Here is a 21775-nt window from a genome sequence, read left to right as displayed (position 1 = left end):
ATATTTCGATGGCAACAAAGAGAGACTACTACGAAGTGCTGGAGGTAACCAAGACCGCAACATCTGAGGAAATAAAAAAAGCATATCGCAAAAAAGCAATTCAGTATCACCCCGACAAAAATCCGGGAAACAGTGAGGCAGAAGAAAAATTTAAGGAAGCTGCCGAAGCCTACGAAATACTGAGCGACGAGCAGAAACGTGCCAAATATGACAGATACGGACACGAAGCTCCGGGCGGATTTGGCGGCGCAGGAGGATTCTCGATGGATGACATATTCTCTCAGTTTGGCGATATATTCGGCGGGCACTTTGGAGGAGGATTTGGCGGATTTGGCGGGCAACGTGGCCCTAGAACAAACAGAGGTTCAGACCTTCGTGTAAAAGTCAAATTATCTCTGAAAGATATCGCATCGGGTGTAGAGAAAAAAATAAAAGTAAACAAATTTGTTTCTTGTACGCACTGTAAAGGTACAGGAGCAGACAAAGGCACAGCCTACGAAACATGTTCGACCTGTAAAGGCTCGGGTGTTGTTACTCGTGTGATGAACACCATTTTGGGGCAAATGCAGACACAGTCTACTTGCCCGACATGTAACGGTGAAGGAAAGACCATTACAAAAAAATGTGCTCACTGTGCCGGAGAAGGTATCACCCGCGAAGAAGAAGTGATAACCATCAACATTCCTGCCGGAGTAGCAGAAGGCATGCAACTATCGATGAGTGGTAAGGGAAATGCAGCCCGTCATGGTGGTATAAATGGCGACTTGCTTATCTTGGTAGAAGAAGAACCGCATCCTGAGCTGTTCAGAGACGATAATGATATAGTTTACAACCTACTGTTAAGTGTTTCTACAGCCGCACTGGGTGGTAATGTCGTTGTACCTACTATAGACGGAAAGGTAAAGGTAACGATAGAACCGGGAACACAACCGGGTAAGGTTTTGCGACTCAAAAATAAAGGTCTGCCAAGCATCAACAGATACGGCACGGGAGACTTGTTGATAAACATCAGTGTGTATATTCCCGAAAACCTGAGCGACAGCGAGAAAGAGATCCTCACCGGATTGGAAAACTCTCCTAACTTTCAGCCTAGCAAATCGGTAAAAGAGAAGATATTCACTCATTTCAGAAAAATGTTCGATTAATCTCAATATTATTTAGATAAATAAAAAGCAATTCTTCCTTCTATAAGGGAGAGTTGCTTTTTTATTTCTCCTGACCTATATAAATGATGTAATATTTCATTTTCTATTATATCTTTGTTATAACCTAACGTTTATACAAATACAGCGAGCGATGAAGATTAAAGATATTCTGCATGTCATAGAACAGATTGCCCCTATTCCTTTGCAGGAAGGATTTGATAATAGTGGAGTGCAAATAGGAGATATACATCAGGAAGCCAAAGGCGCAATTGTTTGTATAGACGTCACCGAGGCTGTAATCGACGAAGCGATAGCCTTAGGCTGCAATCTGATCATATCGCACCATCCTCTGGCGTTCCGCAGCTTCAAATCTCTCACAGGCAAAAATTATATCGAACGCTGCATGATAAAGGCATGTAAGCACGACATCGTTGTATATGCCGCACACACGAATCTGGATAATGCCTCGGAAGGAATTAATCAGTATCTGGCTGATATGCTAAACCTGCAACATGTAAGGATTCTTGATCCGCAAAAGGACAAACTACTTAAGCTTGTAACCTTTGTTCCATATTCACATGCCGAGCTTTTGCGCAACACATTGTTCAATGCAGGAGCCGGATCGATAGGCAACTACGACTCGTGCAGCTACAATATTACAGGAGAAGGAACATTCAGAGCAGGTGATGAAGCCAAGCCCTACTGCGGCGAAATAGGCGAATTGCACACCGAACCCGAGACCCGCATCGAAATGGTATTGCCTGTATACAAGCGATCGGAAGTTTTGCGCGCACTCATTTCCGTACATCCTTACGAAGAACCTGCATACGATTTCTACGCTCTACAAAACGAGTGGAGTAAAGCCGGAAGCGGTATCGTGGGTACGCTGCCCGAAGAGATGGACGAAGAAGATTTCTTATACTTGCTCAAAGACACATTCCACCTCAATATGCTGCAACACTCGCCTTTGCGTGGCACACCCATACGCGATGTGGCTATATGCAGCGGCAGCGGGGCATTTCTTATTCCGAAAGCAGTTTCTTACAGTGCTGATATTTTCATCACGGGAGAGGCTAAGTATAACGACTTCTATGACGTAGAAGATAAAATATTGCTTGCAGTGATAGGACATTACGAGTCTGAAATTTTCACAAAGAATATTTTTTTCGATATTATTTCAAAAAAATATCCTACCTTTGCAGTATATATGTCAGGGTTTGACGTAAATCCTGTAAAATATTTGTAATCAGGCGGTGACGTACTCCCGCTTATTACGGATGATGTAGTAAGAAGATAGTTGAAACTATTCGATTACTGCATTTTTTTATGATAGAAATTCAATAAACAAAAATATCTTATGGCAAAAAAATCTACAGAAAAAGAAGTAACGGTAGAAGAAAAGCTACATACGCTTTATCATCTACAGCTGAAACTATCTGAAATAGATAATATCAAAATCCTACGTGGAGAACTTCCTCTTGAAGTAGCCGACCTTGAAGATGAAATCATCGGATTGGAAACTCGTATCAAAAAACACGAGGCTGAATTAAAAGAAGCTGATACTGCAATTTCGCATCAAAAGCAAAAAGCAAAAGACAGCGAGCTCAAAATTGCAAAATATAAAGAACAGCTTGATAATGTTCGCAACAACCGTGAGTTTGATCACCTCAGCAAAGAGATAGAGTTCGAAACATTGGAAATTGAGCTTTCAGAAAAACGTATCCGCGAATTTAGCCAGGATTCTAAAAGCCTTGCTGAGCAAATAGAAAAGAGCAAAGCTTTTCTTAGCGAACGTGCTGCCGACCTTGCTCAAAAGAAAGAAGAACTGGATGGCATTGTATCTGAAACAAAGCAACAAGAAGAACAACTTCGCGACGAAGTGAAAGATATCGAGGCCGAAGTAGAACCTCGTTTATTACAAGCCTTCAAGAGAATTCGCAAAAGTGCACGCAACGGTTTGGCTGTTGTATGTATAGAGCGTGGTGCTTGCGGGGGGTGCTTCAACAAAATTCCACCACAAAAACAAATGGATATCAAAATCGGTAAGAAAATTATCGTTTGCGAATATTGTGGTCGTATCATGATTGATCCGGAACTGATAGCAGCAGAGTAACTTATCAGAAAATAACATATTTTACAAATAATCGGAAAGGTTAAAAAGATCTTTCTGATTATTTTTTTTGCTTTTTTCTTAAACATTATCTTCCACATCTTGTTCTATTTACTATACAGTGAAAAACAAAATGGAAAACTTTTCTCCAATATAGAATTTATACACATCTAATTTTCAGATAATTAAATCTTAAAACGGAAAACTTTTTACTTTGTTAATAAATATATATTACAAAATTTGTTTCATCATCACATAATCTGTAATATTGCATTAACAAAAAAAATCAAGAGAAACAGACGAAATAATTTATATAAAAAAAACATAAACAAATGGCACAGAAGGTTTACACTTTTGACGAGGCGTATAAAGCCGCACTTGATTACTTTAACGGTGATGAGCTAGCTGCTAAAGTATGGGTTAACAAATACGCCCTAAAAGATGCGACAGGCAATATCTACGAACAATCGCCCGAAGATATGCATTGGAGATTGGCGAACGAAATAGGCCGTATAGAATCAAAATATAAAAATGGACTCACTACCCAAGAGCTATACGACTTGTTTGACCAATTTAAATATATTGTGCCACAAGGAAGCCCAATGACAGGAATAGGCAATGACTATCAAATAGCATCATTGTCGAACTGTTTTGTTATCGGCATGGATGGATCATCGGATTCGTACGGAGCTATTATCCGCGTCGACGAAGAACAAGTACAACTAATGAAACGCCGTGGAGGTGTTGGACACGATTTATCACACATACGTCCTAAAGGATCACCGGTAAAGAACTCAGCTCTTACATCTACCGGACTTGTCCCTTTTATGGAAAGATATTCCAACTCTACACGTGAAGTCGCTCAAGATGGACGTCGCGGAGCCCTTATGCTTAGCGTATCTATCAAGCACCCTGACTCGGAATCGTTCATTGATGCCAAAATGATAGAAGGGAAGGTTACGGGCGCCAATGTTTCGGTGAGGATAGACGATGCCTTTATGCAAGCAGTAGTAGACGGAACACCGTATACACAGCAATACCCGATAGACTCGAACAATCCGAGTACAGTAAGAGACACTAACGCTACCGACCTGTGGAAAAAGATAGTTCACAATGCATGGAAATCGGCCGAACCGGGAGTATTGTTTTGGGATACCATCATCAGAGAATCTGTGCCGGACTGCTATGCAGACCTTGGATTCAAGACTATATCCACAAATCCATGTGGCGAGATTCCTCTTTGTCCTTATGACAGCTGCCGTCTATTGGCTATCAATTTATATTCATACGTAGTGAATCCATTCAAAGAAGATGCATATTTCGACTTCGAACTATTCAAAAAACACGTAGGACTGGCACAACGAATTATGGACGATATTATCGATCTTGAAACCGAGAAGATAGATAAGATCCTGAACAAAATAGAAATTGACCCTGAAAACGAGGAAGTAAAATGGCCTGAAAGACATCTATGGGAAAAAATCCGTAAGAAAACACTACAAGGCCGCCGTACAGGAGTAGGTATCACAGCCGAGGGCGACATGATTGCCGCTATGGGCTTGCGCTACGGAACAGAAGAGGCTACAACTTTTGCCGAAGAAGTACACCGCACATTAGCTATTGCTGCATACCGTGCTTCTGTGGAACTGGCGAAGGAACGTGGAGCATTCGAAATATTCGACATCGAACGTGAAAGAAACAATCCTTTCATCAATCGTTTGGCTGAAGTTGATCCGAAACTATACAAAGACATGGAAAAATACGGACGTCGCAACATAGCATGTCTTACAGTAGCACCTACAGGAACAACAAGCTTGATGACACAGTCGACATCAGGTATCGAGCCGGTATTCCTCCCGGTGTATAAACGCCGCCGCAAAGTGAATCCGAACGACAAGGAAGTACGTGTAGACTTTGTTGACGAAAACGGAGACTCTTGGGAAGAATATGTCGTATTCCACCATAAGTTTGTAACATGGATGGAAAGCAAAGGATATCCTGCTGCCAAACGATATACAAATGAAGAAATAGACAAGATGGTTGCCGAATCGCCTTACTACAAGGCTACTTCAAACGATGTAGACTGGCTACAGAAAGTAAAAATGCAGGGACGCATCCAAAAGTGGGTAGACCACTCTATCAGTGTAACCATCAATCTGCCATCAGATGTTTCGGAAGACCTCGTGAACCAACTTTATATAGAAGCATGGAAAAGCGGATGTAAAGGATGTACTGTATACCGTGACGGATCACGTGCCGGAGTTCTTATTGCTAACGACAACAAAAAGGAAGAAGAAGACTGCGGAGACTGCTACGAACGCCCCCAGATAGTAATGGAACGCCCTCGCGAACTGGCTGCGGATGTCATCAAATTCCAAAACAACAAGGAAAAATGGATTGCTTTCATCGGCTTATTAGACGGACGCCCTTACGAGATCTTTACCGGATTGTCGGACGACGACGAAGGCCTTGTGCTTCCGAAGAATATCAATCAAGGTGTGATTATCAAAACAATGAACGACGAAGGTCAACGTTCATACGACTTCCAGTTTAAGAATAAGAGAGGTTATAAAACAACAATCGAAGGATTGAACGGCAAATTCAATCCGGAGTTTTGGAACTACGCCAAACTGATATCGGGAGTATTGCGTTACGGAATGCCTATCGATCAGGTTGTAAAACTTGTTCAGGGACTTGAACTCAACAGCGAAACTATCAACACATGGAAGAATGGTGTTGAACGTGCACTGAAGAAATACCTACCGAACGAAACAGAAGCCAAAGGTCAAAAATGTCCTGTCTGTGGATTAGAGACATTGGTATATCAAGAAGGTTGTATGAAATGTACGAACTGTGGTGCATCGAAATGCGGATAAAGCATTTTTCAATAATAATAACAAAGCAGCAAGACAATTTGTCTTGCTGCTTTTGTTTTTTATTGTATTTTTGTAGCAAACTTACAATAACTTCATGTACGCCCAGAACAACAGTTTCGACCATGGAGTATCTCTTTTTCGAAAAATATATAGCAAGACGGAGAGACTCTTATATTCTATCAGCAACACCAAAACAAAGATAAGGGCGTGTTGGATAGTTGTGATACTAATCTGTTTCACAGCTCTATATTCACTAAACAGATTGACTCCTATTATATCCGATGACTTTGCATATCTCTTTATCTACGGAGAAGAAGGTCGTATTACTTCGATCAAGGACATTATACATTCTCAAGTCAACCATTACTACATGTGGGGAGGACGCTCCGTTGTTCATTTTATCGCACAAATACTGCTAATGCTCCCTACCGATGTAGCAGATCTACTAAATACACTAGTTTATTTAAGCTATATATTCTTAATCTACCTGCACATCAAAGGAAGAACAAAAAATAGCATCTTCTTATTCTTAACTGTCAATCTTGGAGTATGGTTTTCACAACCCGTAATTGGCGATACCATCTTTTGGCTAACGGGCTCTGCCAACTACCTTTGGGGAACATGGCTGATTTTACTATTCCTTTTGCCCTTCAGGCTGTATACAGGAAGAGTATCAAGGCCTATATTACAAGCTTTTTACTCTATGTGTATTTTCATACCGGGAATACTAGCCGGATGGACAAACGAAAATACAGCGGCTGCAATGTTAGTGATTGTTATAGGCTTTTTCATATATTACCGTTCGCACAAGTGGTCTATTCCTGTTTGGGCTATTGCGGGATTTGCCGGAGCTATTATAGGCTTTATCATCATGATAGCTGCTCCGGGAAACTTTGTAAGAGCTGGAGAATCTACATCATTCAACCTATACAACTTAAGTTACCGCCTATTTATGTGGACGCTTACATTTTTTTATTATAGCGGACCTCTTTTTCTTATTACTCTCATTTCCGTTATCACTTTCAGTCGTTTCTCGAGAGGAGATAAAAAAGACAAAATGAAGCTTGTGCTTATATATGCAGTAGCTGCTATTGCAGCAGTATACGCCATGCTGGCTTCACCTACATTCCCCCGCAGAGCACTTTTCGGCGTTGTCACCTTCCTTATTATTACCATAGGCATCTGCTTTTATAACCTGGATTATAAAAACGTATTTTTGAGGCAAATAAGACTTATCGTAGTATCAGTATCGCTGATAGCCTTTTTATTTACCTTTTATCTGGGCTGGAAAGAAATTAATTCATACAGCAAGATAGTAGCACAACGGGAAGTTGCTATAAAACAAGCGAAAGAAAAAGGTTTAGATTATTGTGAATTTACACGATACAACGGAAGTTCGTACATACACGGAGAAGACCCATATTCAGAGGAGCTAATGTCTCGCTATTATGGGATAACGATCAAACTAAAAGATTGAAACGGCATTAAGCTAGAAGATATCTATTCCCATCAGCGTACCAGTAATAATACCGGCTACACCGAGACCTACCAATAATACCCCTATGATCTTATTAAATATCTGAAGCCCTCTGGGATTGAAGCGGGATCGCAGTTTATTAACAAAATAAGTGACCAGCAACCACCACAGCATAGCTCCGATACCAATAAAAGATATGGTAAGAAGATCGTACCCGAAAGGCTTATCTGCATCAATCACATTGAAGCGAGCAAACAGGGCTATATAAAGAAATAACGTAGCGATATTGGAAACGGTAAGTCCTAGCGAAGATGCAAAGACCTTCCAGAAAGACATGGCATTTTCTTTTAGTTTAGTAAGGCTTTTCGACGGGTTTTTATTAAAAACTACATACCCGAAAGCAATGAGGACGACACTACCCACAATCTTAAGAGGGCCTTCGTGTTGTTGAATAAATTCGGTGCTGAACCCTAGACCTAAAGCTGCAATAATAGCAAGCAATGCTATCAGCATATCACCCACAGCGGCTCCGAGTCCGGTTATCAACCCTTGCTTCTTTCCTTCATTCAGAGTACGCTGAATACACAGCATACCAACAGGTCCCATAGGAGCAGAAGATAAAAAACCAATAAATAATCCTTTTATAATGATATATACCATTAACTATATATTAGTGGAACACCCTGTCTGTCAACAGGGAAAAACTATAAGGTTTCATTTTTTTATAGTTAAGAGTCCCTCTCAGCTTCACAAAGATAGTATCAAAATCTTAGAATATGACACAAATGCGGTAAAACCGAGTTTGAGATTAAGGATTTTTAATCTAATCGAATCATCATCGGTGGTTTAAAAATATCAATTTATATTTTCTTTTATCTTGTTAAATAAAAAATTGAAAAGTGGAGAATAAAAAAGGAAATTTGAAGAAGAAGGTGCCCCAAGAGTCTTAGGGCACTCTTGAGACACCTTCTTTTTTATATAGAACTTATCTTAAGACCAATAAAGAATGTACGAGGCAATGATGGTCCATAAATATACTCAGAATCCCTGTTAGGGCCTTTGTCGTAATCTTTCTGTATCTGGTTGAATATATTCTGTATTCCGCCATTAATCTCCACTTTGTTAGTAGCATTCAGATTGAAGAAATAAGACAACTTCACGGTCATATCCACAAAGCTGCGTGTTTTTACAGTCACATCTTTATCAACACCCTCTGCACCGGCAAAGTGGGGAGCCAACATAGAGCCTGTATACACACCCGACAAGGAAACGGCATAGCTTTTCTTAGGCGTAGCGGTTGCCGAAAAGAATCCGTACGTATCAGGTGATCGGAGCATCTTCTTCACAGGTTCTACATACGACTCTGACGACCAGCTTACAGGCTCTGTATAGCGGCTTCTCTGCCAAGTAAATCCACCTTGCAGCTCAAGCCAGTCGATAGGCTGTATTGTCGTTTCCATATTTAACCCATATACGTATGCACCATCTCCATTCTTGCGGGTCATTATAATATTACCCATAGCGTCGGTTCCTGTTTCTTCTACTATAAACACCCTGTTTATCTTATTGTAAAATCCTTCGACTAGAAAATAGGAATAAAACTTATTATTAAACAAAGTATAATCAAATCCTCCATTGATAGCATTCGAATATTCACGTTTCAGGTTTTCACCAAGAACAGTAATCGTAGCCTTTCCTCCGATAACAGGTACGTCCAGATCAGAAGCAATTATTTCGGGAGCTCTGTATCCCATCGAATATGCCGCACGTAAATTAACTTTCTCCCCCACCCTGTATCTGATGCTTGACCGGGGAATGATATTTACATTACTCAGCTTATTATGCTTGTCACCTCTTATTCCTACAATGAAAGTCAGCTTGTCGTCACGCCATTCATTCTGCGCATAGAGGCTGCTTACATTCAAAATTTGCTTTATATTCCGGCTATGAATCGTATCATGAAGGTTTGTATACTCTTGTGTAAAACCTACAGTAAATTTAGCAGGCATAAACAGCAGTTTATCGGTGTTCACCTCGTAGCGAACAGTACCTGTAGCTGCCAGTTCGGATGTATTACCGTACCCATTCAGATCACGACCACCACCATAGTAACTATCTCTACCCGTTTTTTGAATAGAGCCATTCACCGTCAGCTTACGCTTGTTATCGTCACTCGAATGCATATACCCCACGCTCCCGGCATGTATACTATAATCTGTAGTCTCGGCTATCTCCGCTTCATGGGGTGGGCGATTGAGATTATCTCCTCCTCTTCTGTACTCGGAGATATAGTGATATTCGAGCGTGAGCTTATCATTTAAAGTAGGCTTTGTAAAACTGCGGAAACCAATAGATGTCGCCTTATTTTTTCCAATTTCGGAGAAACCATCATCATTGGCATCCCATGCATTACGATGGCGCATATTAGCAAATAATGAAATACCCGAAGTCTTCGTCCTGTCTACAAATGAAGAGTTGAGAGACAGGATATTATCCGCCGATTTTCCGTCTATCAAAGACATATTGTATTTTGCCTGATAAGAATTCTTCTCCGGCTCTTTTGTTATCACATTAATAACTCCACCAATTGCATTTGCTCCATAAAGTACAGAACCGCCACCTCTGATTACTTCTACTTGTTCTATCATATTAGTCGGCATCTGTTCTAATCCATACATTTTAGATAGGGATGTAAATACAGCTTGTCCGTCAATAAGCATTTGCGAGTACTGCCCCTCCAAACCATTGATGCGGACTTCTTGTGTACCGCAATTCTGGCAATTGGTTTCTACACGCAAGCCCGGCATATAATTCAAGCCTTGCGAGAGCGATACGGAGTTGGTAGCCTCAAATGTTTTTGTTGTAAGCTCGTTCACCACCACAGGCGAAATCTTCCGATTGAGAGCCCTCAAAGATGCAGTTACTGCAATTTCGCCGAGCTGCTGATTCTCAGGTTCTATGTACATGGTTACATTTCGGGTAACACCCTGCCCTATAGTTACCTCTTGCCTTATTGGAGCATATCCGATATACTGAGTTACCAGAATATATGTCCCTGCGGGCAATTTATCGATATAGAAATGTCCAGTTTCGTCTGTTACGGCAGCATGCTTGGTTTTATCGATATAAACAGTTACACCCGGAAGGTGCTCTTCGGTTTGACCATCGAGGACATGCCCTTTGATTGATGAAGTTTTCGATTGCGCTATAGAACTTATAGCATATAGTATATAGAATGATAAAAGTATAATCTTTTTCATATTGATTAAATATATAGTAATGGTACAATAACAATGCAGTAATGCACCATTTTGTATGATGTATTGGCAACACAAATCTCGTCGAAGAAATTTGCATTACACTTTTTTGGGAATAAGTTAAATGAATAAAGATTGAAGCATGAACACTTCAATCATAAGGAGGAAATCAATTCCTCATAATTAGACTTTATATTGTCTCAGGATAGGAACGAAGGGGGTGCTCTATAGTTGGCAGAATACAGAACAGGAGGAATTACATCCTTTAGTATTACCTGCTTGTATGTAAAGATTATCTCGGGAATATATATATCACCGATATGGGAAGATACAGCCTCAAAAGAAGCTAGATTGGATACCTGATTGAAAGTAAAGAAACCGGCTGAGGTATGATGATGAGTTTCGAATGGCAGTTGCCTGTTATCGTCACCACCTTTTGCCAGTTTTTTGTATGGGTGGGAATGTACATACACCACTCCATTGTAGACGTGGCTATGTACAAAATAAGATACACAGCCCAGATATCCTATATACAATAGGAATAATACTCTGGCTGTGTATCTTATTTTATTTCTCGACACTATATCTTTTTAGCTAATCATTTCGAGGTGCTGTTATAGTTACTGAATATAAGCCCCATCTTCATATTATTAACATCTGTTCTGAATATAGCTGAAGCAGGAGTCATTAAGTTGTAAACATTTGTGTACATAGTAACACTCGACCCTGAAGACGTTGTAGACGATTGAGTCTTAGTCGAAACAGGTATAACCAAATATTTAAGATCAGGAATATTGTCTTTTCCTTTATAATAATCCATATAGTGATTAATCAGGTTAGCGATATTATTCACTGTACTACTCGCTATATTTCCATAGACGAAGTTATAAATATTAGTCGTCGATGACCGCTCCATGACAAAACTGGTTTTAGCATCCGGTCTATTCTTATTCCTATCTGAGAAGAAATTAGTCAAAGAATCTTTATTTATAAACAAAAGAGTTGATGGTCTTCCCAAATTGGTTTTTTCTTCCTCTTCGGTGAATCCTTTAATCTTAAAGTTAGCAGCGTTCAATTTATTATTTTTCTTGCCCGTCTCTTCGGCTTTTTTCATTATTTCAGCCAAAGGTATTGTCAATTCGGTACATACTCCCGCCGGGCTTTTCATGTATGTACGTGTATCATTGTTAGTAAACAAGTAATCAGGATTTTTGTTCTGAATGTGGTTCAACTGTATCACTTCGGGCGTAAATGCCATTCTGAACACCCCTACTCGAACAGAGTCTTCAGTATCAGCTACATTTCTGCCATTATATTTAAGATATACCTTAAATATTGTAGTACTCGCGCTAATCATTGTTCCCGAACCAAAGGTAGATGTAAGATACATACCTTTAAAGAATTTACGGAAAGAATCAGAGTTTTTGAATGTTGCACCTTTCGAGTTCACCCATTCATCATAAAACTCTTGCCCCATATCCTTTTTGAGGCGAAGTGAATACGTCCTTTGACCTCTATTGTTCGGAGCAGAAGTCACTGTAAATATACCTTGTCCCAGAGGTTGCGACATATCACAATATTTCTTCGGATCTATATTCGTAAAGAAATTAGCGGTAAGAGGTTGTGTTGCTTTGTATGCAGCTATACCAAACGGAGCGATACTATCGCCCAGATACTGATCTGAAATCACCTCAAGAAAAGTAGAATCGATAGAAAGCGTCTTTGGTGGAAACTCAGTATTTTCAGGACAATATAGTTCCGATAAATAGTCAGACTTTATGTTCCCGAATACAGGATCCACATAATTTCCTAATAACCCCATTTGAGATTTGGCATATACCGAATCTTCGAGCGATACGGTTCTTGCTGTTATGGCAACAGTATCAACATATACAAATATATCGTCTCCTTCGGGCAGTATAGAATTTCCTATCTTGTTCAAATCGTCATCACAAGAAATAAAAACAACCATCAGGATTGTAATTATCAGACTCAGTAAAGCTTTACTCTTCATTCAAAATTAAGGGTTAAATTAAATTGGTTTCAAATATCCAAAAAAATGCTGTTCTCATGAAATAAAACAGCATTTTTCTATTTTTATTTTAGATACTTTAAAGATTCTCGTAAAAATTATTGATTGCATCAACAGAATTTTCCAGATCTCCTTGATAAGGAAGGAAGTTTTTACCTGATTTGCTTGCGTAATCGAGTACATCTTTATTGATCAAATCTTCACTTTGTATTACTCCGTCTGCATTTTTAATCGCAAATTTAGCCAGAGTTTCGAAATCAACAACACCTTTTAGGTCTGTGATTTCCTTATCTTTTATTCCGTCGAACTTTAATTTGTCGATAAACTTATTGCTGAACGGCTTCTTAAAGTCATCATTATAGAGAGAGTAAACAACCTTTGAGTTTTTGAAACAAGGGTCGTCAGCATACGCTGTCTTAATATAAAGACCTGTAAGTGCTGTCATCCAACCATGACAATCGATTACATCAGGTATCCAACGAAGTTTTTTTATTGTTTCCAATACACCCCTCACATAGAATATGCTTCGTTCGTCATTGTCGTCAAACTCCACTCCGTGATCATCCGCCACAGTATATTTACGTTTGAAGTAATCATCATTATCTATAAAGTAGATCTGCATGCGGGCAGCCTGTATCGATGCCACTTTTATTATCAGAGGATGGTCTGTATCATCTATTATAAGATTCATTCCCGATAGGCGTATAACTTCATGCAACTGATTACGCCGTTCGTTTATACTGCCAAACTTCGGCATAAACGTTCTTATTTCCTGTCCTTTTTCTTGTATTGCTTGAGGTAAGTATCTACAATTAGTTGCTATTGGTGAATCCGGCAAGTAAGGAGTGATCTCCTGCGTGATGTATAAAATCTTTTTAGTACCCATTTAATTATAATCCTCTTCTGTTTCTTGAATTGAAAGTACAAAGATAATAAAAAAAAATCTTGTTTTTTGCAAATTTTACAAGACAAAATCCTGCAACCCTTTAATTTAAGGTCTTTCTTCCTTGTTTTGGTGAAGATTTATTCGTTAAAATTGAAACAAAAAAGCCTGATTGTTTCGTCGTTACACAAATATTTAGTTGCTTTGTATCCGCTTTTGATTTTTGAAAAAGATGAGATTATTAAATACTGTAAAAGAGGTACAAGATGTTGTTGCACCATTGCGCCTGAAAGACAAAAAAATAGGATTCGTACCCACCATGGGTGCACTGCATAACGGTCATATTTCTCTTGTAAAACAATGTATCGCAGACAATGACATCTCTATTGTCAGCGTATTTGTAAACCCGACACAGTTTAACAACAAAGAAGATCTTGTAAAATATCCGCGCAACCTGGAACAAGATTGCCTATTTCTGGAAAAAGCAGGCGTAGACTTCGTCTTTGCTCCTTCCGAAAAAGAAATATACCCCGAGCCGGATACAAGAGAGTTCGATTTTGGACAGATTGACAAAGTGATGGAAGGCGTGCATCGCCCCGGACACTTCAACGGTGTAGCACAAGTTGTAAGCCGTTTGTTCGACATTGTAAAACCTGACAAAGCTTATTTTGGCGAAAAAGATTTCCAACAATTGGCTGTAATCAGGGCTATGGTCAAACAACTGGAGCTGCCGGTACAGATTGTACCAATGCCGATAGTACGGGAACCCAGCGGACTGGCACTAAGCAGTCGGAACGAAAGACTGAACGCAGCTCAAAAACAGGTGGCTGTAAATATATCTAAAACCTTATTCGAAAGTAAGGAATGGATGCAATCCCAAACCGTAAAAGAGGTAATAGACAGAGTTACCAATCAGCTCAATTCAGATGAAGAGTTGGATGTGGAATACTACGAAATAGTAGACGGCGATTCTTTACAGTCGGTAAACAACTGGCAAGAATCTGATTATATAGTAGGATGCATCGCAGTATTTTGTGGCGATGTACGTTTGATAGATAATATTGTATACAAAGCGAAAGCTTAATTATAAAGATAAAAAATGATCATAGAAGTTGTAAAATCGAAGTTACACCGTGTTACTGTAACCGAAGCCAACTTGAATTATATCGGAAGTATCACGATAGATGAAGATTTGATGGACGCGGCAAACCTGATAGAAGGCGAAAAAGTCCAGATCGTCAACAACAACAATGGCGAACGCCTCGAAACATACGTCATCAGAGGTGAACGTGGATCGGGTGCTATTTGCCTAAATGGAGCTGCCGCCCGCAAAGTACAACCGGGAGACATTGTTATTATAATGTCTTATGCCCAAATGGAGTTTGAAGAAGCTAAGTCTTTCAAGCCATGGGTTGTATTTCCTGACACTAAGACTAACAAGATTATCAAATAAGACCTATTTTTAGGAATTTGTATTAACTCTGCTATTGGCAAATAGCAAACAGCTAAACTTATGCATTCATATACATATAAAGATATATGGAAGGTAAGTATTCCTATTATGTTAGGATTACTTGCCCAGAATATTATACAACTCACAGGTACTTTTTTCCTCGGACATGTTGTCAACCCCGATCACCCCGGTTTGGCGGGTATATACCAAAGTGCTTCGGGACTTGCGGGAATATATTATGTAGCCATTTTTACGCTTTGCTTCGGTTTCAGTATCGGTGGGCAGATTATGATCAGCCGCCGCAATGGTGAAAAAAATTACGATAAGATAGGTACTATCGTGATACAGGGGCTTATGTTTTTACAGGTATTTGCTCTTATTCTGTTTTTCATGTCACAGCTACTGATCGATCAGGTGCTGTCTACATTCCTCAAATCGCCAGACGTATTCGACGCTATCGACAGATATTTATCTATACGCATCTACGGATTCTTCTTTGCGGCATTCAATGTAATGTTCCGTGCATTCTATGTCGGAGTCGCCCGCACAAAGGTACTGACATTCAATGCAATCACAATGGCTGTTGTAAATATCATAGCCGACTATGCTCTGATATTCGGAAACTTCGGTTGCCCCGAAATGGGAATTGAAGGTGCTGCCATCGCTGCTGTATTGTCAGAGATAGCCTCTGTGCTATTTTTTACCATATATACATTTGCAACCGTCGACTTCAAGAAATATGGTTTTGCAAAGATGAAATTCAAGCTATCCATTATCCGAAGCATCCTGAATATATCATCCTTTACGATGGTGCAGTATTTTATATCCATGTCTACATGGTTTATCTTCTTCGTTGCCATAGAACAACACTCCGAAGATGCGCTTAAAATAACAAACCTCGTCCGAAGTTTCTATATGGTTTACTTTATTCCGATGAATGCTTTGGCCACCACCGCCAACACACTGGTGGGTAATACGATGGGCGCAGGGAATATAAAAGGAGTTATCCCCCTTGTGAAGAAAATATGCTTGTTAAACCTCGGAATAATCGTTCTCATGATGGGAATAACATTTATTTCTCCAGAGTTTTGGATATCAATCATAGCTCCTATCGACCAGAAAACGCTTATTGGAGAAACGGTAATGCCTCTCATCGTATTACTTTTCTCGCTACCGATATCAGCATTAAGTATTGTAGTATTCAACTCCATATCTGGAACAGGAAACACCAAAGCCGCACTTATACTGGAAATGATAACAATGGTAATATACATTGTGGCTATGTCGTGGATAGTAATATATAAGGAAATGTCTGTAGCGTGGTGTTGGACTGTAGAATACTTTTATTGGGGACCTCTATTAATATTCTCAATCATATATCTCACACGAGCCCGATGGCAAAATAAAGTAGTGTAGGAAAACAGTTATAGCGAAACGTATAATCCGAAAAGTCAATTTACATTTTCAGATAAAAATCTTTCAATAAAGCAGTAAATTCATCTGAATATACATGTCTTGCTTTTTCTATGATCAAATCATTTTCGATTGGTGTTGCTTCTTCTTTCGACAGTTCTATCAGAATACGTTTTGGTACAGAATCTGAGGTAGGAAACACATTGGTAATACGTGACACTGATAGTTTATATTTTTCGGCAAGTTTTATAAGCTCTGCTTTGTAATCAAAAGGATAGATAAAAGACATCCGCCCCCTTTGAGACAAAAGTGAAGCAGACAAGCCGATCAAGTCTGCGACAGGCAAACTATCGGTATGCCTTGCCAAAGAACGTTCTTTGTTTGGCGACTTTAAGGATTGTACAAAAAAAGGAGGGTTGGAAACAATCACATCATATCGTTTCTCAACTTTTGAGCTAAACTCTTGCAAAGAAGCATTCCAAGAATTGATACGGTTACTAAATGGAGAATTTCCAATATTATCCTTTGCCTGACTTACAGCATCGCTATCAATGTCTATTGCGTCTATTACAGCTTTTTCGTTGCGCTGAGCCATCATTAACGAAATGAGTCCCGTACCTGTACCTATATCCAGAATATTATCGCCTGAAACATTGACCCATGCACCAAGCAAAACACCGTCTGTACCTACCTTCATGGCACAACGATCGTGATAAACTGTAAACTTTTTGAACCTGAAATAAGGATTCGGCATATTTATATAAATAACATTTTTATAGTAAAATCAATGTATAATTTCTTATTACATGTGTTATACTATCACTCATTCAAAAAATCTATAACCATTTATGGCATAAATTTTGTTATATATGTAAGCAAAGTTAGTTATTATTCCATATTTTTATCTGCATCTTGTAAAAAGGAGCATAAAAACAAAAACAAGGATTATAAATATGTTTAGTAAAAAGAAAGATTTTCTCAGTCTCGAAGAAAACAATGGACCGGTTATATCGATCATAGCTAATGACTTCGATGATGGAGATTGCTATATAAATGAAAACGACCTGAAAGAAGAAATCGCGATTCTTCCGCTAAGAAACACGATTATTTTTCCGGGGACGAGCATGCCGATATCCGTTGCACGAAAAAAATCGTTGAAGCTGATAAAAAGTGTAAGCCGTCTGAAAGGGAAATACGTGGGACTTGTCTGCCAAAAAGACGCAGACAACGAAGAACCCGAAATCAACGACCTGTATTCAATAGGCGTTATTGGCGAAATTATACGTGTAATCGAGCTTCCAGACGATGAGAACGTGACTGTCATCTTTCAAGGAAAAAAACGTTTTCGCCTGACAGAACTGACACAAACCGAACCGTTCCTTAAAGGAAGATACGAAATTAAGGAAAGTGTTCCTGTTCTCAAGACAGACACAGAATACAAAGCACTGTTAGATTCTATTCGCGACCAGATGATACTCATGCTGCGTATGTATGGCGAACCACCAAAGGAATTCATACAGCGAATAAAGTCGGATAGTGTATCTTCGGTATTGGTAAATTACTGTTGTGCAAATCTGCCTGTTTCGGGATCGGAGAAGCAAGCTCTGTTGGAAATAGACGACGAAAAAGAACGTGCTTACCGCCTGTTGGTTATCCTCAATCGTGAAACACAGATGATGGAGATGAAGCTCAACATCCAAATGAAAACACGTGAAGAGCTCAACCAACAACAAAAAGAATACTTCCTTCAACAACAGATAAAAACAATTCAGGACGAATTGGGCGGAAGCCCACAACAAGCCGACCTCGAAGAGTTTAAACAGAGAGCAGCAAAGAAGAAGTGGGGTAAAGATGTAGCCGCTATTTTCGAAAAAGAAATAACAAAGCTCGAACGCCTGCATCCGCAGTCGCCCGACTACTCTACTCAATATACATATATAGAAACCATACTCGACTTGCCTTGGGGTGAGTACACGAAAGACAATTTCAATCTGAAAAATGCTCAGAAGGTGCTCGATCAAGATCACTTTGGTTTGGAGAAAGTAAAAGAGCGTATTATTGAGCATCTTGCCGTACTGAAACTGAAAGGTGACCTCAAATCGCCGATCATTTGTCTTTATGGCCCTCCGGGAGTGGGGAAAACATCCTTAGGTAAATCTGTAGCAAAAGCACTCAACCGCAACTATGTGAGAGTGTCTTTGGGAGGATTGCACGACGAGTCGGAAATACGAGGACACCGCCGTACATATATAGGAGCGATGCCGGGGCGTATTATTCAGAATATACTGAAAGCCGGTTCTTCAAATCCTGTATTCGTGCTGGATGAGATCGATAAAATAGGAAGTGATTTTAAAGGTGATCCGTCTTCTGCCCTATTGGAAGTACTTGACCCTGAACAAAATTCAACATTCCATGACAATTACCTGAATATCGATTACGATTTATCGAAAGTAATGTTCCTTGCTACTGCAAACAACCTATCGACTATCTCTCAGCCATTGCTCGACCGTATGGAACTGATAGACGTGAGCGGGTACATTATAGAAGAGAAAATAGAAATAGCTCGCCGTCACCTGATACCTAAACAATTGGAAAATCACGGACTAACAAAAGACGCTATCGATATTCCTAAAAAGACAATAGAAAAAATTGTAGAAAACTATACCCGCGAATCGGGAGTGCGTGAACTGGATAAGAAGATTGCCAAGATTATGCGTAAACTCGCTCGTAAGGTAGCTTCTGACGATGAATACAAGAAAGTGATCGATCCGGATGATTTGCAAGAGTATCTGGGAGCAGTAGAATATACCCGTGATCAATATCAGGGCAACGAATATGCGGGAGTCGTTACAGGCTTGGCTTGGACTTCGGTAGGTGGAGAAATTCTGTTTATAGAAACTTCCCTAAACAAAGGCAAGGGTGGCAAACTAACCCTTACAGGAAATCTGGGGGATGTGATGAAAGAATCGGCCATACTTGCACTCCAATACTTACAGTCGCACGGACAGCAATTGCTCGGTATTGACGAAAAGGTATTCGACAACTGGAATGTACATGTACACGTTCCCGAAGGAGCTATTCCGAAAGATGGCCCATCGGCAGGTATAACAATGGTTACATCGCTGGCTTCAGCTTTCACCCAACGCAAGGTTAGACCAAATCTGGCAATGACCGGAGAAATAACCCTGCGTGGAAAAGTTCTTCCTGTGGGTGGCATCCGTGAGAAAATACTGGCTGCAAAACGTGCCGGAATAAAAGAGATTATCCTTTGTAAAGAAAACAAAAAGAATATAGACGAAATCAAACCTCTATATCTCAAAGGATTGACTTTCCACTATGTAAATGACATAAAGGAGGTTCTCGATATAGCTTTGCTAAAAGAGAAGGTGAAACACCCTTTAGACTTAACCATAAAAGAAGAAAAAGAGAACAAAGGGAACTAATAGGTAAAGAAATTTCTGAATACATAAAGAGGCTATCTAATTTTTAGGATAGCCTCTTTCTATAATACACTACCCTCTTACTTATTTCTTGGTAATTGTTTATGGGTCTGCTTTATAGAATCTGATAATTTTCTTACATTTGTATCACTTATGGCAAAAAATCAACGTTTAGGCGAAAGCTTCTCTATAATCAACAGATATGCTATGTTTTATGGTCTGTTGCTCGGATTATTCTGGGTTATCAGATACATATTTCTAATTGTAGCAGGCATAGGTGTATCAGACAGGTTTGCATTCATCTTTTATCTGCTCAACATTGTCACATTGCTGGTAGTATATATTTTCTATTACAGGTTTAAGACTTCCGACCCCGACAATCCGCAAAGCGCATGGCATTGCATCGCCTTTACGGTATTGATGTGCTTTTACGCCTCTTTTCTGGAAGGTGTAATCATGTTTGCTCACTATCAGTTTATCGACCCGGCATTCTTTAGCCGCATGATAGAGCCTGTGATGAAAAGCATAGAAGTTGCCCCTATAATAAAAGTACCTGAGGCAGACTACGAACGGGCAAAAGACATTATGAGAGTAATATTTTCCAACAAACTGACATATATCGTAATGGAATTTATAAAGAACATATTCTTAGGATTTTTCCTTAGCTTTGTTCTCAACTTTGTAGTCAAAATAAAAAAGAATAACTAAGGCATCTATGGATATATCTGTTGTTATACCTTTATATAATGAAGAAGAATCGCTAAGCGAGCTCCATGCGTGGATAAAAAGGGTTATGAATGAGAACGGCTTCTCGTACGAGATCATTTTTGTTGACGATGGCAGCAAAGACCGTTCCTGGGAAATAATATCTGATTTGAAAAAATCGGACGAAAATGTAAAAGCAATCCGATTCAGACGCAACTATGGCAAATCTCCTGCCCTGCATTGCGCCTTCGGACGTACAACCGGCGATGTTGTGATCACGATGGATGCCGACTTGCAAGACAGTCCGGACGAAATACCGGAACTCTACAAGATGATAAAGGAAGACAAGTATGATCTTGTTTCGGGATGGAAAAAGAAACGTTACGATCCACTGTCGAAAACATTGCCTACAAAGCTATTTAATGCCACAGCCAGAAAAGTTTCGGGAGTGAAGCTCCACGACTTCAACTGCGGGCTGAAAGCCTATCGCAAAGATGTGGTGAAAAGCATAGAGATATATAACGATATGCACCGTTATATACCATACCTTGCAAAAATAGCAGGGTTTACAAAAATTACAGAAAAAGAAGTACACCACCAAGCCCGTAAATATGGTAAAAGTAAATTTGCCGGATTCAGCCGTTTTGTAAACGGTTATCTCGATTTGCTAACCCTTTGGTTCTTATCGGTATTTGGACGAAAACCAATGCACTTTTTTGGACTATGGGGTACTGTCATGTTCTTTATCGGATTCATAGCTGCTGTTATTTTAGGTTGCAGCAAATTGTATGCTATGAGCAAAGGGATAGCGCACCCGTTGGTGACTAGTTCGCCGTACTTCTTCATTGCTATGACAATGATGATACTGGGAACCCAGCTTTTTCTTGCGGGATTTCTGGGAGAGATTATCTCACGCAATTCGAGCGAAAGGAACAATTATAAAGTAGAAGAAGAATTATAAGTAAGTCTGAATATCAGCCTATA

At 39.6% G+C, this 21775-nt stretch carries 17 protein-coding genes; 11 read left to right on the top strand and 6 right to left on the bottom strand.

The features are described 5' to 3' along the window. Window positions 1–8: 8 nt before the first annotated feature. From dnaJ to BGO84_RS07885, 5 genes are all read left to right on the top strand, one after another. Entirely contained in the window at window positions 9–1145 is a 1137-nt protein-coding gene (dnaJ, locus tag BGO84_RS07905) for a molecular chaperone DnaJ (protein ID WP_291028716.1), read from the top strand. Between the two features lie 151 nt (window positions 1146–1296). After that, window positions 1297–2391 carry a Nif3-like dinuclear metal center hexameric protein gene (locus tag BGO84_RS07900; protein ID WP_291028715.1) on the top strand — a complete coding sequence of 365 codons (1095 nt, stop codon included), beginning with the start codon at window positions 1297–1299 and terminating at the stop codon, window positions 2389–2391. A 111-nt stretch (window positions 2392–2502) separates the two neighbouring features. Next, window positions 2503–3258, top strand: coding sequence for a C4-type zinc ribbon domain-containing protein (locus BGO84_RS07895; RefSeq protein WP_135104781.1), 756 nt, complete (start codon window positions 2503–2505; stop codon window positions 3256–3258). A 329-nt stretch (window positions 3259–3587) separates the two neighbouring features. Next, a complete protein-coding gene (locus BGO84_RS07890) occupies window positions 3588–6131 on the top strand; it encodes an adenosylcobalamin-dependent ribonucleoside-diphosphate reductase (RefSeq protein WP_291028714.1) in 2544 nt (847 codons plus the stop codon). A gap of 94 nt (window positions 6132–6225) precedes the next feature. Then, a complete protein-coding gene (locus BGO84_RS07885; protein ID WP_291028713.1) occupies window positions 6226–7608 on the top strand; it encodes a DUF6056 family protein in 1383 nt (460 codons plus the stop codon). A 12-nt stretch (window positions 7609–7620) separates the two neighbouring features. Here BGO84_RS07885 and BGO84_RS07880 read toward each other — a convergent pair whose 3' ends face one another. The 5 genes from BGO84_RS07880 to BGO84_RS07860 form a co-directional block, all read right to left on the bottom strand. Then, window positions 7621–8268 carry a LysE family transporter gene (locus BGO84_RS07880; RefSeq protein WP_135104778.1) on the bottom strand — a complete coding sequence of 216 codons (648 nt, stop codon included), beginning with the start codon at window positions 8266–8268 and terminating at the stop codon, window positions 7621–7623. Between the two features lie 314 nt (window positions 8269–8582). Next, on the bottom strand, window positions 8583–10868 hold the full coding sequence (locus tag BGO84_RS07875; RefSeq protein WP_291028712.1) for a TonB-dependent receptor: 2286 nt from the start codon (window positions 10866–10868) through the stop codon (window positions 8583–8585). A gap of 197 nt (window positions 10869–11065) precedes the next feature. Beyond that, a complete protein-coding gene (locus tag BGO84_RS07870; protein ID WP_291028711.1) occupies window positions 11066–11446 on the bottom strand; it encodes a hypothetical protein in 381 nt (126 codons plus the stop codon). A 17-nt stretch (window positions 11447–11463) separates the two neighbouring features. After that, complete coding sequence (locus BGO84_RS07865) at window positions 11464–12879, bottom strand: DUF4270 domain-containing protein (RefSeq protein ID WP_291028710.1); 1416 nt, start codon at window positions 12877–12879, stop codon at window positions 11464–11466. 97 nt (window positions 12880–12976) lie between these two features. After that, window positions 12977–13783 (bottom strand): glycogen/starch synthase, encoded by an 807-nt coding sequence (locus BGO84_RS07860; protein ID WP_135104774.1) that lies wholly within the window; start codon window positions 13781–13783, stop codon window positions 12977–12979. A gap of 229 nt (window positions 13784–14012) precedes the next feature. On the opposite strand from BGO84_RS07860, the gene panC reads away from it, so the two are divergent. The 3 genes from panC to BGO84_RS07845 are packed head-to-tail and all read left to right on the top strand — an operon-like array spanning window position 14013 to window position 16649. Next, complete coding sequence (gene panC, locus BGO84_RS07855; protein WP_291028709.1) at window positions 14013–14864, top strand: pantoate--beta-alanine ligase; 852 nt, start codon at window positions 14013–14015, stop codon at window positions 14862–14864. Between the two features lie 15 nt (window positions 14865–14879). Then, entirely contained in the window at window positions 14880–15233 is a 354-nt protein-coding gene (gene panD / locus BGO84_RS07850) for an aspartate 1-decarboxylase (protein ID WP_006843338.1), read from the top strand. A gap of 60 nt (window positions 15234–15293) precedes the next feature. Continuing rightward, entirely contained in the window at window positions 15294–16649 is a 1356-nt protein-coding gene (locus BGO84_RS07845; RefSeq protein ID WP_291028708.1) for an MATE family efflux transporter, read from the top strand. A gap of 40 nt (window positions 16650–16689) precedes the next feature. Here the strand turns inward: BGO84_RS07845 and BGO84_RS07840 are convergent, their stop codons facing one another. Continuing rightward, a complete protein-coding gene (locus BGO84_RS07840) occupies window positions 16690–17400 on the bottom strand; it encodes a methyltransferase (protein WP_291028707.1) in 711 nt (236 codons plus the stop codon). 199 nt (window positions 17401–17599) lie between these two features. Between BGO84_RS07840 and lon the strand changes: the two genes are divergently transcribed. The 3 genes from lon (at window position 17600) to BGO84_RS07825 (ending at window position 21752) form a co-directional block, all read left to right on the top strand. After that, window positions 17600–20089 (top strand): endopeptidase La, encoded by a 2490-nt coding sequence (lon, locus tag BGO84_RS07835; RefSeq protein ID WP_291028706.1) that lies wholly within the window; start codon window positions 17600–17602, stop codon window positions 20087–20089. A 150-nt stretch (window positions 20090–20239) separates the two neighbouring features. After that, window positions 20240–20794: a DUF4199 domain-containing protein gene (locus tag BGO84_RS07830; RefSeq protein ID WP_135104769.1), complete on the top strand. Its 555-nt coding sequence runs from the start codon at window positions 20240–20242 to the stop codon at window positions 20792–20794. 7 nt (window positions 20795–20801) lie between these two features. Continuing rightward, complete coding sequence (locus BGO84_RS07825) at window positions 20802–21752, top strand: glycosyltransferase family 2 protein (protein WP_291028705.1); 951 nt, start codon at window positions 20802–20804, stop codon at window positions 21750–21752. Window positions 21753–21775: the final 23 nt, after the last annotated feature.

Source organism: Dysgonomonas sp. 37-18 (assembly GCF_001899125.1).
Taxonomy (GTDB): Bacteria; Bacteroidota; Bacteroidia; order Bacteroidales; family Dysgonomonadaceae; genus Dysgonomonas.
Note: the sequence above shows the minus strand (reverse complement) of the source record. Positions and strands in the feature narration are given on the sequence as shown.

Excerpts from the sequence above, each read along its gene's own strand:
- BGO84_RS07840 (WP_291028707.1), bottom strand. The coding sequence starts at position 17,400 with ATGCCGAATCCTTATTTCAGGTTCAAAAAGTTTACAGTTTATCACGAT.
- BGO84_RS07860 (WP_135104774.1), bottom strand. The coding sequence starts at position 13,783 with ATGGGTACTAAAAAGATTTTATACATCACGCAGGAGATCACTCCTTAC.
- BGO84_RS07830 (WP_135104769.1), top strand. The coding sequence starts at position 20,240 with ATGGCAAAAAATCAACGTTTAGGCGAAAGCTTCTCTATAATCAACAGA.
- lon (WP_291028706.1), top strand. The coding sequence starts at position 17,600 with ATGTTTAGTAAAAAGAAAGATTTTCTCAGTCTCGAAGAAAACAATGGA.
- BGO84_RS07880 (WP_135104778.1), bottom strand. The coding sequence starts at position 8,268 with ATGGTATATATCATTATAAAAGGATTATTTATTGGTTTTTTATCTTCT.
- panD (WP_006843338.1), top strand. The coding sequence starts at position 14,880 with ATGATCATAGAAGTTGTAAAATCGAAGTTACACCGTGTTACTGTAACC.
- BGO84_RS07900 (WP_291028715.1), top strand. The coding sequence starts at position 1,297 with ATGAAGATTAAAGATATTCTGCATGTCATAGAACAGATTGCCCCTATT.
- BGO84_RS07865 (WP_291028710.1), bottom strand. The coding sequence starts at position 12,879 with ATGAAGAGTAAAGCTTTACTGAGTCTGATAATTACAATCCTGATGGTT.
- BGO84_RS07875 (WP_291028712.1), bottom strand. The coding sequence starts at position 10,868 with ATGAAAAAGATTATACTTTTATCATTCTATATACTATATGCTATAAGT.
- BGO84_RS07890 (WP_291028714.1), top strand. The coding sequence starts at position 3,588 with ATGGCACAGAAGGTTTACACTTTTGACGAGGCGTATAAAGCCGCACTT.
- dnaJ (WP_291028716.1), top strand. The coding sequence starts at position 9 with ATGGCAACAAAGAGAGACTACTACGAAGTGCTGGAGGTAACCAAGACC.
- BGO84_RS07825 (WP_291028705.1), top strand. The coding sequence starts at position 20,802 with ATGGATATATCTGTTGTTATACCTTTATATAATGAAGAAGAATCGCTA.
- panC (WP_291028709.1), top strand. The coding sequence starts at position 14,013 with ATGAGATTATTAAATACTGTAAAAGAGGTACAAGATGTTGTTGCACCA.
- BGO84_RS07845 (WP_291028708.1), top strand. The coding sequence starts at position 15,294 with ATGCATTCATATACATATAAAGATATATGGAAGGTAAGTATTCCTATT.
- BGO84_RS07895 (WP_135104781.1), top strand. The coding sequence starts at position 2,503 with ATGGCAAAAAAATCTACAGAAAAAGAAGTAACGGTAGAAGAAAAGCTA.
- BGO84_RS07885 (WP_291028713.1), top strand. The coding sequence starts at position 6,226 with ATGTACGCCCAGAACAACAGTTTCGACCATGGAGTATCTCTTTTTCGA.